The sequence below is a fragment of the Enhygromyxa salina genome, assembly GCF_002994635.1.
GTDB lineage: Bacteria > Myxococcota_A > Polyangia > Nannocystales > Nannocystaceae > Plesiocystis > Plesiocystis salina_B.
This window is the reverse complement of the sequence record NZ_PVNL01000074.1, coordinates 44,407-56,672: the sequence shown is the minus strand read 5'-3', so window position 1 is coordinate 56,672 and position 12,266 is coordinate 44,407. Positions and strand designations below refer to the sequence as shown.

11 protein-coding genes are annotated in these 12,266 nt (G+C 69.4%); 2 read left to right on the top strand and 9 right to left on the bottom strand.

Going from position 1 to position 12,266, the window contains the following annotated elements:
• Positions 1-2 precede the first annotated feature (2 nt).
• Positions 3-749: a 4'-phosphopantetheinyl transferase family protein gene (locus ENSA7_RS19185; protein WP_106090758.1), complete on the top strand. Its 747-nt coding sequence runs from the start codon at positions 3-5 to the stop codon at positions 747-749.
• Here ENSA7_RS19185 and ENSA7_RS19180 read toward each other — a convergent pair.
• The 3 genes from ENSA7_RS19180 to ENSA7_RS19170 form a co-directional block, all read right to left on the bottom strand.
• Positions 733-1,722 carry a Rieske 2Fe-2S domain-containing protein gene (locus tag ENSA7_RS19180; RefSeq protein ID WP_280524018.1) on the bottom strand — a complete coding sequence of 330 codons (990 nt, stop codon included), beginning with the start codon at positions 1,720-1,722 and terminating at the stop codon, positions 733-735. The two genes, ENSA7_RS19185 and ENSA7_RS19180, sit on opposite strands and share 17 nt — an antisense overlap.
• 407 nt (positions 1,723-2,129) lie before the next feature.
• The gene (locus ENSA7_RS19175; RefSeq protein ID WP_106090756.1) at positions 2,130-2,375 is read right to left on the bottom strand and encodes a peptidase associated/transthyretin-like domain-containing protein; all 246 of its coding nucleotides are present in this window, start codon (positions 2,373-2,375) and stop codon (positions 2,130-2,132) included.
• A gap of 68 nt (positions 2,376-2,443) precedes the next feature.
• Positions 2,444-3,694, bottom strand: a complete 1,251-nt coding sequence (locus tag ENSA7_RS19170) for a DNA polymerase beta superfamily protein (RefSeq protein ID WP_106090755.1) — start codon at positions 3,692-3,694, stop codon at positions 2,444-2,446.
• A 235-nt stretch (positions 3,695-3,929) separates the two neighbouring features.
• On the opposite strand from ENSA7_RS19170, the gene ENSA7_RS19165 reads away from it, so the two are divergent.
• Positions 3,930-6,245 carry an aminotransferase class III-fold pyridoxal phosphate-dependent enzyme gene (locus tag ENSA7_RS19165; protein WP_181233898.1) on the top strand — a complete coding sequence of 772 codons (2,316 nt, stop codon included), beginning with the start codon at positions 3,930-3,932 and terminating at the stop codon, positions 6,243-6,245.
• On the opposite strand, the gene ENSA7_RS19160 is transcribed toward ENSA7_RS19165, so the two are convergent.
• The 6 genes from ENSA7_RS19160 to ENSA7_RS45800 all read right to left on the bottom strand — a co-directional run bounded on the left by ENSA7_RS19160 (position 6,225) and on the right by ENSA7_RS45800 (position 12,264).
• Complete coding sequence (locus tag ENSA7_RS19160; RefSeq protein WP_106090753.1) at positions 6,225-7,619, bottom strand: serpin family protein; 1,395 nt, start codon at positions 7,617-7,619, stop codon at positions 6,225-6,227. The genes ENSA7_RS19165 and ENSA7_RS19160 overlap by 21 nt on opposite strands.
• A gap of 77 nt (positions 7,620-7,696) precedes the next feature.
• Complete coding sequence (locus tag ENSA7_RS19155) at positions 7,697-8,470, bottom strand: alpha/beta hydrolase (protein WP_106090752.1); 774 nt, start codon at positions 8,468-8,470, stop codon at positions 7,697-7,699.
• A gap of 144 nt (positions 8,471-8,614) precedes the next feature.
• Positions 8,615-9,526, bottom strand: a complete 912-nt coding sequence (locus ENSA7_RS19150) for a hypothetical protein (RefSeq protein WP_146157869.1) — start codon at positions 9,524-9,526, stop codon at positions 8,615-8,617.
• A complete protein-coding gene (locus ENSA7_RS19145) occupies positions 9,526-10,362 on the bottom strand; it encodes a tetratricopeptide repeat protein (protein ID WP_181233897.1) in 837 nt (278 codons plus the stop codon). Before ENSA7_RS19145 ends, ENSA7_RS19150 begins: the two co-directional genes overlap by 1 nt.
• A gap of 51 nt (positions 10,363-10,413) precedes the next feature.
• Positions 10,414-11,655, bottom strand: a complete 1,242-nt coding sequence (locus ENSA7_RS19140) for a tetratricopeptide repeat protein (protein WP_146157867.1) — start codon at positions 11,653-11,655, stop codon at positions 10,414-10,416.
• An 18-nt stretch (positions 11,656-11,673) separates the two neighbouring features.
• On the bottom strand, positions 11,674-12,264 hold the full coding sequence (locus ENSA7_RS45800) for a DUF4331 family protein (RefSeq protein WP_146157866.1): 591 nt from the start codon (positions 12,262-12,264) through the stop codon (positions 11,674-11,676).
• Positions 12,265-12,266: the final 2 nt, after the last annotated feature.

Here is a 12,266-nt window from a genome sequence, read left to right as displayed (position 1 = left end):
GCATGTCGACGCCCGGATCTCATCGGGTGGTCGTCCGCCACATCAACCTCGATCGCGTTGACATCGACGCCGTCCTCGCCCAGCCCGCGCTGAGCGAGGACGAGCGCGCGCGGGTCGATTGTTTCCGCCACCCAGATAGTCGCCGCGGCTACGTCGGGGTTCGATTGCTCGTCCGTTGGCTGCTCTCGCAGCTATCGGGCCAGCTCGGCGGGGTCGATGTCGCGCTGGGAGCGTGGCGCTACGCGCTCAACCCCTGGGGGAAGCCCGCGGTCGCGTGGCCCAAGCTCGAGGTGCCGCTGCACTTCAACCTCAGCAAGACCCGCGGTCGCGCCGTGATCGCCGCGTCGGCCGGCTTCGAGCTCGGCTGTGACATCGAGGCCCCGGATCCGCGCGGCGACGAGCTGGCCCTGGCCGGTCGCTACTTTCACCCCGAGGAGTTTCGCTGGCTCGCGGAGCAACCTGCGGCCGCCCGCGCGCACGCGTTCACCCGGCTGTGGACCCTCAAGGAGGCGTACGCCAAAGCCCGGGGTCGCGGGCTCTCGCTCGGCCTCGATCGCATTTGTGTGGGGGCCAGCGAGACCCCCGTGCGAGTGCGTGAAGCCGGATTCGACAGCTCGGGCTGGCGCTATTGCGAGCGCGAGCTCGCGGGCTGTCAATTCGCGCTCGCCTGCCCAGGCCCAGCGACCGTCGACTGGGCCGAGCTCGATCCCGGGACGCTCCTGGAGCTGAGCGCTAGCCCCTCACGCTGATGACCCGACGCCGCGGCAGCTCGGTGGGCGGCCACTGGCCAGAGGCCGCCTGCTCGACGATCTGACGAACCATGATCGTGCTCCAGTCGGCCTCGACGCTGCGCTCGAATTGGCCGCCGTCGCGATCGTACCAGGGCTGCCCACCCTCGAGCAGCGTGCGATCCTGGGCGAACAGCAGCGGCTCACGCGACTCCCAACGGATCCGGCGCCCGATCGGCAGCGAGCGGGTGCGGACATACTCCAGCCGGCACGAGCTGGGGCCAGTCGGGACAAAGTGCATCACCGCCCGCGTGTGATAGGGCCGGAAGAACTCGACCGAGACCCGGTCGGGTAGCTCGTACGTCAGCTTGATACCAGGCTCGGCCGGAACCGGCGCGTCGTCGGTCTTGGTGGGTGGCGCGAACAGGATCATCCCGCTGGAGGTCGCCCGGGTCTCGTAGCGGCCTTCGCTAAAGCCCTTGACGCGGATCCGGTACGACTGCGGGTGCGTCCAGCGATGCGCAAAGTACGGATGACACCAGTCCAGGTTGATCTCGACCGCACGAAGCGAGGCGCACTGAGCCTCGACCATGCCCTGAACCCAGTAGCGCGAGGAGAAGCCCGCAATGGCGGGGAGCGGCGCCGGTTCACCCTCACCGGTCCAGACCCACACGTAGCCGTCATTCTCGGCGCATGGGAATGAGGGCACGGTGCAGCTCTTGGGGATTCGGCGCTCTTTGGTCAGCGACGGAATGTGAATGCACTCGCCGCTGCGATCGTAGCGCCAGCCGTGATAGCTGCACTCGACCGCGCCCCGAACCACGCGGCCGATCGACAGCGGCGCGCCACGATGCGAGCAGCGATCCAGCAGCGCAGATGGCCGACCTCGGGCATCTCGAAACACGACCATGTCGTGGTCCAGCACCTTGACCTTGACCGGGCTGCCGCGAAGCTTCATTGACGCACACGCGATGTACCAGTAGTCCCTCAGCAAATTCGTAGCATCCCCTCAGAGCCAGGCTAAGCGTCGCACGCACAGACTGTCAACCGTGGCACTCGGGGTCTCATCTCCATTCTAGCGATCGACTGCACGGGTCAGCTCGGGGTGCGAGGGGGCTCCGAAGCCCCGCGCTGGTCGTGCCTGACCCACATCAGCAACAGCAGGCCGAGCGCCAGCGGGACCGCGAGTCGCAACATCACGACCAGGCCCGCGCGACGGTCCCCCAGGATTGCCCGTGTTCGTGGGCCGCGAGCCAATCCTCGCGCTTCGCTCGCGGATCGTCCGCATCACCCACCGTGGCGTAGCCGTCCCGCGACGCTCGAGTCTCGCTAAACTCTCGGTCCTGTGCCCCTGGGCATACCGCCCCGAGACCTCAGCCCCAAAACCTCAGCCCCAAAACCTCAGCGTGGTCGAGCGGAGACCTCGATCTCCCCCGCGTCCTTCGTAGCAGTGGACGACACCTCGAGGGTCACCTGGAGATCGCCGCAGCCACGCGCCCGTGCCCGCGCGGCCCACAAGTACAGCGTGATCTGACCGCTGGGGACCGAGCGCAGCTCGAAGCGCCCGTCGCTGTCGGTGTAGCGCGTGCCCTCGGGGTCGAGCGCCGCCGCGTGGCCGGTCGCGCTCCGGGCCGAGGCGCCACTCACCGTCCTCGGCGAACAGAAACTCCTCGGCGTAGGCGCGGCCGTCCACCGGTGCGACCGAGCACGTCGCGTCAGTGCCACTCGGCCAGCGGTAGCGGACACGCGTCGCGGCCGAACGGCCCGGCTTCACCCGCGTGCCAGCGCCGCGACGCCTCCTCCCGGATCCGCCGAAGCAACTGATCAATCCGACCCACATCGGGCGCGCGCGGCAGCTTGGTCGCCAACCGGGCGTCTTCGAGCTCGGCGGCCAGCTCCTGGGCCCGCTCGATCACCCGCGCCAGCTCGACCTCCTGCCGCTTGATCGCAAGCAGCTCTGTGCGCAGATCCCCGGTCACCTCGAACGTCGCCGTGCCGGTTTTCAGCCAGTTGGTGGCCGTCGCCAGCAGCCGCAGCAGGTTGTAGGCGTTCTTGGGCCGAAGCTCGCGCGGGAGCTCGAAGCGGTGCTGCTCCGACTTTGCAAACCCGACCAGCGCAGCATAGTCACGATCTGCCAGCAGCCCCTGATCGAACATCGAGCTGTAGAGCTGCTTGATATAGTCCTTGGCCCGCCGGACCTTGTCGGCCTCGGTCTGGCCCTCGATCTTGGCCCCGCTCGCGAGCTTCGCCGCCGCCTGGTCGAGCGAGAGCGAAGGATCGGCCGCGAGCCAGGCCAGCAGCAGCCGTCGATGTTCGGCCAGGCGCATCCCCTGCTCGAGCCGAGTCAGCTGCGACAGCGCGTAGCGACCAAATGTCCCGTAGATCTCCGACGACACGAACGCGTCGCGCACCTCGAGTATCCACTCGCCCATCGGATCGGTCGCCGTCGCGCCAGCCAAGAGCAGCATCTCGAGCGTGTTTGGATCCGCCCGAATCGCCTGGCGCAGGGCCTTGCCGACCTCCCACAAATTCTCGCTGCCGTCGGCGCTGACCAGGTCCGTGGGTGGGTCCACGAGCGCGGTCGTCCATGGAAACGGCAGCACGAACACGCCGCGGCGATCCGTGTCCGAGCCTTCCTCTGCCAGGCCCCACGCGCGCGAGCCGACCACGGTCTCCAGGATCACGTTGGGTCGGAGGGCTTGCCACGCGGCCTCGCGACGCACGGCGAACTCCAGCTGGCCGGCCTTGCGCGGGGTCAGCTCCTCGCGGGCGTACCGAACGTTGCCGACGCCGACGACGTGCACGGTGACGGCGGATCCCTCGATCGCCTTGACGCGACCGACCGCGCCCTGGCTCACGACCCGGCCCGCGACCTCGCGGTCGACCCGGGTCGTGACCTCGGTGCCGTGGGGAAGCGGGACCCGCAGCGGGTCGATGTCTTCGAGGCCTTTGATGCGAAGTTTCATGAGTTGCCGATCTTCCTAATTCAAGGGCTCGGTCGCCGCCTCGAACGGCGCCCGCACCGACGCGAGGAACGCCTCATCGTGCTCATCTTCACCACCACGGTGTCCAGCACCCGAGCCAGTCAGCGGCGTAGACATGAACGACAGTGAACGCTGGCGTCCGCCGCCGTGTCAACTCGCACGCCGGGTTCCCGCGCGCGGCAACGATCGTTCATACTCGCCGTCACCGATGCCAGCGGTGCCACCACGACCACAGCTCGACGCTTCACGCATCGCCGCGCTCGCCTACCAGCTCTGGGACCTGGCCGCGAGCGAGGGTGGACTGCAGGATCTTGGCAGCTACGACGACTGCAACTACTTGATCACCTCGCGCTCGCTCGCAGGCGAGCACCAGCACGTGATCAAGGTCAGCGTCGAGCCCCGCGAGATCATCGAGCTGCAGGTCGCGGTGCTCAGGCACCTCGCGGCCCGCCCGTCCGCTGATCTGGTCCCACGGGTGATCCCCAGCCGCAGCGGCGACGCGCTGGTTTCGATCACCGACGCGACCGGCCAGCCCTGCATCATGCGGGTGCTGAGCTTCATACCTGGGCAGCTGTGGTCGGCTTTGCCCGCGCCCACGCCCGCGCTGCGCCGGGCGCTCGGCCTCGCGCTCGCGCAGCTCGACCGTGACCTCGAGGACTTCGAGCACCCGGCCATGTACCGCTCGACGCCCTGGAATTTGACCGAGGCCGACTGGATCGCCGACGAGCTCGGCCCGATCGAGGCCGGGCCCCGGCGCGCGCTGATCGTCGACGCGCTCGCGCAGTTTCGGGCCCGGGTGATCCCCCGCGTGCCCGACCTGTCCTGCCAGCTGATCCACGGCGACGCCAACGACAACAACCTGGTCGTCGCGAGCGACGAGCTGCGGGGCATCTTCGATTTTGGCGACGTGTGCGTGGCCCCGACGATCTGCGATCTGGCGATCGCGCTGGCCTACGCGGGGATGGTCCCGGATCCGATCCAGGCCCTGGCCGAGGTCTGCGTGGGCTATCACGAGCGCCGCCCGCTGACCCCGCTCGAGCTCGACTTGTTGTTTGATCTGATCCGCGCGCGACTGGCCGTGAGCGTGACCAGCTCGACCCTCGCCCGCGCGCGCGAGCCCGACAACGAGCACAGCTTCAGCTCCGAGGCCCAGGCCTGGTCGCTGCTCGGCAAGCTGACCGAGTTCGGCCGCCGGGCGGTGACCAAGTACCTGGCCAGCGCGTGCGGGCTGCCAGCGCCCGTGCGGGTGCCCGGCGCCCGCTCGCGGCCGCGGCTGCTGGCCCAGCGGCGGGTACGACTCGGCGCCTCGCTGAGCCTCGCCTACGACAGCCCGCTGTACATCCGCCGCGGCGAGGGCACCTGGCTGTTCGACGAGCACGACAACGCCTACCTCGACTGCGTCAACAACATCAGCCACGTCGGCCACTGCCATCCGCGCGTGGTCGCGGCGGCGGCCCAGCAGCTCGCCACGCTCAACACCAACACCCGCTACCTGCACGAGGGCATCCTCAACTACGCCGAGTCGCTGTGCGCGACCTTGCCGGCCCCGCTCAGCGTCGTGTTCTTGGTCTGCTCGGGCACCGAGGCCAACGAGCTCGCGCTGCGGATCGCCCGGGCGCACACGGGGGCCAACGAGGTCGTGGTCGTCGGCGGGGCCTACCACGGCAACAGCTCGACGCTCGTCGACATCAGCCCCTACAAGTTCGACGGCCCGGGTGGGCGCGGCCGCCCGGCGTGGGTCCACGTGCTCGATACTCCGGATCCACGGCGTGGTCGCCACGCCGACGACGGCCCCGCCTACGCCCAGGGGATCGCCGTGGCGGACCAGCACGCCCGCGCTCGCGGCGAGCGGCTCGCGGCGTTCATCTGCGAGTCGGTGCTCGGCTGCGCCGGTCAGATCGTGCCCGCGACGGGCTTCTTGGCGGCCGCCTATGAGCAAGCCCGCGCGGCCGGGGCCGTGTGCATCGCCGACGAGGTCCAGGTTGGGTTCGGCCGGGTCGGCGACGCGATGTGGGCGTTCCAGGCCGAGGGCGTGGTCCCGGACATCCTCACGCTCGGCAAGCCGATCGCCAACGGGCACCCGGTCGGCGCGGTCGTGACCACGCCCGCGCTCGCGGCCAGCTTCGCGAGCGGCATGGAGTACTTCAACAGCTTTGGGGGCAACCCGGTGTCGTGCGCGGTCGCCCAGGCGGTGCTGGACGTGATTCGCGAAGAGGGGCTGATCGACAACGCACGCGAGACCGGCGCGTGGCTGCAGGCGGAGCTCGAGCAGCTTGGCGATCCCGGCGTCGCGCAGGTCCGCGGGCGCGGGCTGTTCCTCGGCATCGAGCTGGTGGAACCCGGCGCCGAGCGGCCCGACGCCGCGCGGGCCAAGGCCCTGGTCGAGCACGCGCACAACCGCGGCGTGCTCTTGAGCGTCGACGGGCCCGCGCACAACGTCGTGAAGATCAAGCCGCCGATGTGCTTTGAGCTGATCGAAGCGCAGATCCTGGTTGCGACCGTGGCCGCCGGCCTAGCCGCGACGCGACGCTGACCCCGGTCCGCGAGGATCCAGGACGCGCCCCAGGAACAGCACGCTGCGGGTCGGTCGGTCGTGGATCATCACAATGAAGGGTGCATCAACCCAAAACGCCTGGCTGGGATTGACCCCAGCCGTCGCAACCACACCAGCGCCCACGCCCACGGCAGCCTCGACGCCGTGCTCGTCGACCGTGATCACGCTGTCGTGAAACACATCTTCGAGCACACCAACTCCGTCACTGACGATCCCCGAGAACGCCGCCGGATCGCCGAACGGTGCGGGCATGCCCAGCTCGTCCGCGAGCACCGAGGTCAGCGGCAGGTCAGCGCGCAGCTCGAAGCGGGGCACGTGGGTGTCGACGTGCTCCCAGACCAGGTCGTCGAGCAACGTGGTCACGCGGGCGACGTCGAGCCCCGCCTCGAACTCGCCGAGCTGCCCCTCGGGCACGATCAACACCAGCTCGAGCGAGATCCCTCGCAGCGGGATCGCCAGCGCGGTGTAGTCGGCCCCCTGGCCAAACCGGGCCTCGAGCGCGGGGTGGGTCATCATGTCGACCATGATCTCGTCGCCGCCGCTCAGCTCGAACGGCTCGGTGGCCGTCATCGCGACGTCAAACGGCACCATCCAGGGCGCCTCGAGGTCGAGCGCGCTGGCCAGCACCACCGTGGTCTGGCGACTGAGCGCCTCGCTCGGAAACAGCTGATCGATCCGCGCATGGGTGCGCTCGGAGATCCACGCGTTGATCGCCTGACGCTCGGTGTCGGCCGACTGATCGGTTGAAAAGTCGGCGAGGAACAGACCCACGCCATAATTGACCGCGAGCCGATCCAGGTAGTCGGTCTCGACCGCGCCACCGAGCGCCTGCGCCAGCCAGATCGCGTTGACCGTGGTCAGGACCAGCGGACCCTTGTGTTGGCCGGGCTCGTCGAGCGCCTCGAGGTTGCGCTCTTGCAGCTCGAGCTCCTGCCAGTTCAGCGCAACGTGCTGACGATCATCGGCGAGCGAGAAGTGCAGCGCAGTCTGCATCTGCGCCTTCGCGACGCCAGCGCTGCCCGCATAGAGCATTCCCAGCCCGTGTTGCAGACCATAGGCCGAGACGCAGAAGCTCTGATTCTCGGGGTCCGCTCGCAGCGCATGGTACACGTCGAGCGCCAGGGCCAGCTGGTCACTGGCGAGCGCCGCCGTCTCCTCGCTGGTCGGCATCGGGTGAATGTCGCGTGGCAGCTCGGACTCGACCACGGTCCAGCCCGATGGATCCTCATTGTCGTCGTCGTCATCGACGTCACCGGACGTCTCGCCCGCGGCGTCATCCTCGCCGGTCACACCCGAACAGGCGCTGACGAAGCCGAGGCTCAGCAGCGCGCAGACACACCGAACTCTCCGCATTACCTTCACATGCCACGCAATCGTGGGGACGACCACAATCTCAAAACGGCAGACTCTGCGGGCTGGATGCCGCCCAATTACGCCCCACCCCCACAGCGGGTCACGTCATGCACGAAGCCAGCGACCCGCTCGATGATCTCGTCTGCATTGAACGCGTGGATCGTGTTGTGATTGCCACGCTCGAACAGGTGCAAGCGTGCCCGCGCCCCCGCCCACTTGGCCAGCTGCACGGCATGCTCGGGGCGCACCAGCACGTCGGCCCGCGCGTGCAACACCAACACCGGGCCCGCGAACGCCTGGAGCTTGGCCCGGTGATCCAGCACCGCGTCCACGGCCGCGCGCAGCTGGGCATCATCGACGCCGAGCTCCTCGGCGCGCAGGCGCCGGGCCAGACATTCACCGACGTCCGCGATCCCGCTCTCGATCACCAGCCCCGCGACCGCTCGATGGGCGGCCACGTGCAGCGCGTAGATCGATCCAACCGAGCGGCCATAGACCACCAACGCGCCTGGATCGACGCCCAGCGCGTCGGTGATCGCCAGCGCGTCATCGAGCATCGAGGCCAGCGCGGGGCTGCCGCTCGAGCCCCCATACCCGCGATACTCGCCAAGCACCACGTTGAGCCCCGCGTCGACCAGCCCCGGCGTGAACCCGGGCAGCCAGTCCAGCACGACCTCACCGTTGCCGTGAAAGTGCAGCAACCATGGCCCGCGCTCGTGGGTCGCGCTTCGATAGCAGTGCAGCGCCACGCCATTGTGCAAGACCACGAAGGGATCTGGCAGTCGCGCGCGCCGAGGAAAAAAGTAGCGGGCGGCGACGACCGGGTGATCCAGGATCTCCTTGGGGGTCACCCCTGCACTGTACCGGTCAGGTCAGTGGGGGTTGCGCAGCAAGTTTGCGCCGTCGCGCGGAGCCGTGGGCGTCGAGCGGTGGGCCGGATCGCGATCGCGTTGTCACGTCGTGCACTTCGCCGCGCCGACCGAGCCCCGCGACCGTTATTGGGCGTCGCTGCGCAGGATCATGATCGGCGCCGAGAACACCCGCTCACCCATGTCGTCTTCGTACGTCGTGTGGTCGAACTTCGCGACCACGGCCGTCAGCGAGACCATGCCCGCCGCCGACGCGGGCAACAGCACCGGTCCGAACGCGTCCTCGTCGGACGGCACGACGCCGTTGTAGCCGACCTCGCACATGGGATTCATGATGAGGCAGCCCGGAAACGGTGCGTCGTAGTAGACATGCACGTGCTCGCGCATGGTCTCGGGCGGCCCGATCTCGATCCCGCCCAGCGTGACGACCTCGGCCTCGATCACCTGCGACTCGAGCCCGAACACATCGCCCGGCCACGGCTTGCGCAGCGCGACGTGTTCGCGGCCGTCGTCGACCCACACGATCCGACGCGCGTGCGCGGTCTCGTTGTCGTAGTCGGTGCCGTCGTTGAGCCGGGCCTGCACGCGGATCCGGTGGGCCCCGGGCGTGTCGGGGATGTTGATATTGGCCTGAATCCCGGCGCTGATGTCACCCGTGTCGATTACGGCCACTTCCACCTCGTCGACGAACACGACCAGGTAGCCCTCGCCGGGCACCGGGTCGTTCGACGCCGACTGGCTGCGCAAGATCAGGTTGGCACCCGAGACATTCAGGATGTCCGTGTTCGCGCTGCCGAACGGATATTTTTCTTCGGACTCCGGGTTGAGGATCTGGAGGACCGGCAGCTCGACCGCCTCGCAGACCTTCTGCAGGCACGCCTGGGTCCCGGGGCAGTCGACGTCCTCGACGCAGGCATAGACGCCGCCGAGCTCGGGATCTGGGGTGTTGGTGAGGCAGCCCGCCAACGAGACGCAAGCGAGCAGCGACAAGCCAAGCTCGAGCCCAGCCCTGGAACGAGTATCGTGGTGCGCGCGCATTAGAAGTTTCCCTGCAAGGTGAGGCCGCCGCCCGTCCGCCCCCACATGGGCGAGACCGACAGCCGGGCCGCTGAACCGGCGGCCTTCTTGTTCTTCGACAGGCCGACCGCGAGCAGGGCCACGCCCGTGATCGCCAGCGCCCCGCCCGCGCCGATCATGATCCGCTCGATGGTCTGGTTGCGGCTGGCCCGGATCGCGATCTCGTCGGCCTCGGCGAAGGTCAGGCGGTCGGGGTTGCCGTCTCGCACGTCGCCCAAGCTGGCGTTGTCGCGGCTGACGGGGATCCCAAAGCCCAGTCCGCCACCGAGCCCCACGGCGACGCCGACCCCGAGCAGCGCACCACCCGTGATCACCAGCGCGCGACCAGGGTTCGTGACCGGCTCGGGCGCTTGCTCCGGCTCCGGCTCCGGCTCCGGATCCGGCCGGTTCTTCTCCGCTTCGATGCGGCGCTCGAGATCCTCGACCGTGGACTCCACGACCGCGCGATCCGAGCTGTCGTCGGCCGTGCGCAGGTAGGTCTGGTAGTGACGCACCGCCTCTTCGAGCTTGCCCAGGCGCTCGTAGCACTTGGCGATGTTGAACTGAAAATCGGGCGAGGCGTAGAGCGTGGCGGCCTCTTGGAACGCCTCGAGCGCCGCCTCGAAATTGGCCTCGTTGTAGAGCTCGGTGCCGCGGCGGTAGGCCTCGACGGCGCGCTCGGGCGGGCCGGCCTCGGGCGCTTCGCTCTCGGCGGGCGGCGACGACTTCGCCTTGGCTGGGGCCGCGAGAGCGATCGCGGGCGCCAGGGTGAGGAGTCCACACAAGACGGGGGAGATGATGCGAGCGAGCCTGGTCACGCGAAGCGCCGAGCATAACAGCAACGAGCGCGACTCGCCTAGCGGCTCGCTCTACGGCGGGGCCGACTCGACCGGCTCGTTGGCGAGCTGGGTCAGGCGTGCGAGCTCGGCACTCTCGGCCCCGTTCGCGCGCGCCTGCTCTAGCGCCGCGCGGGCGGCCTCGGGCTGGCCCACGGTCAACAGCAATTCGGCGAGCCGGCACAGGTTGTCTTCGTTAGGGGCGACCTGCGCGACTCGACGGGCCAGCTCGAGCGTGCGCGGCTCGTGAGGCGCGAATTGAATCAGGTGATCGAGCGCGTGGGCCCCCGCGCCCTCGGGCAGCGCCGCGAGTCGTCGCTCGTGCTCGCGACGGGCCGCCGCGATCCACGTCTGGGCCTCGTCGTCATGGCCCGAGCTCGCCAGGAGCTCGGCCAGCGCGTCCATGAACTCCGGGTGACCGGTCCGCTCGATCACGTCGCGGTACAGCAGCTCCGCCTCGGCGGTGCGACCAAGTGCCGCCAGCGCTTCAGCGCGGTGCTCCGCGACCAACCACCAGCCGGGGAACGCCTGCTCGGCCGCGGCGTAGTTGCGGAGCGCGGCCTCGGGTCGCTCCCGCGTCCACTCGACCAGGCCAGCTTGTAGCAGCAGCCACGCCGCCCCCTGCCCCTCGCTGGCCTCGACCCGGGCGGCCTCGAAGCTCGCCTCGAAGCTCGACAGCGCCGCGTCGTACTCACCCCGGCGTCGGGCCAGCAGCGCCATTCGGCCGGCCGTCACCCCTGGATCTGCGCCCAGCTCGCGCGCGCGCTCGAAGGCTCGCCGCGCGGCCTCGAGATCACCGCGCTGGGCCGCCAGCTCGCCGCGCGCCGTCTCGAGCTGGATCTTGGTGGCCCCGGTCTGAAGCGGCGCGGCCTCGACCTGGGCGATGCGGAGCTCGGCCTGAGCCAGGCGATGGAGCGACAGATCCAGCTCGAGCCGAGTGAGCACCGGCCCGCCGCCAGCGGGCGCGACCGCGAAGCCGGCGGTCAAGGCCTGGTCCGCCGCGACCCAGTCGTCGATCGATCCGGTCAGCCGCGCGCGGCGAACCAGCAGCTGGGCGACCAGCTCGTGGTCCGCCCAGCCGTCGCGCGCCGCCGCCAGCTCGCGGGCGTCGGCGAGCTGACGATCGATCGCGGCCAGGGCCCCGGCGTAGGTCCCCTGCTCCGCCGCGACCGCGACCGCTGGCTTCGCCTCGGCGCTCGGCGTTGGCTTGGCTCCGCGCTCACAGCCCGAGATCGCCAGCAGCACGACCCAAGCCCAACCCAGGCGACCCTGCATGCTTGCTTGTACCGCCGGTCACCCGCCCTGATACGGCGCGAGGTACGGGAACGAGGTTTCGAACGGCAGGTCGTTCGCCGTCGGGTTGAGCACGCCGACCAAGCTGGTCGCGTCCTGCCCGGTCGCCGTGAGATCCAGCAGCACCACCGCCAAGGTCACGTCGATCACCGGGTCGGTCAGCTTCCGCCCGTTGGGGAACCCCGCGCCCGTCGCAAAATCGATCTTGAGCGTGTCGGGGACGACCAGCGGCGCCGCCTGGCTCACGCAGTCGGCCGGCGCACACGCGACCAGGCCCGCGGTCATCAGGTCGTCGTCGAGCGCGGCGTGCAGCCCCTCGACCGACATCGTGATTTGATCGACGAACGCCCCGCTTGCGTCGGCGGCTGGATCGGCCTCGTTGTAGGCCTGCTTGTCCATGATCACCGCGGTCCCGATCGCCGGCATGCCGATCCGGTCGACCCGGGTGTAGTCGGCGGGCGCGTCCTCGGCGAACGCATATGGATCCGCGTCGTCGGGCGGCGCGTCGTCGCCCCCGCACGCGGGCGCGAGCATCACCAAGGTCACGAGCCCAGCGACGGGCAACCAGATGTTGTGGTTTGACATGGTCATGA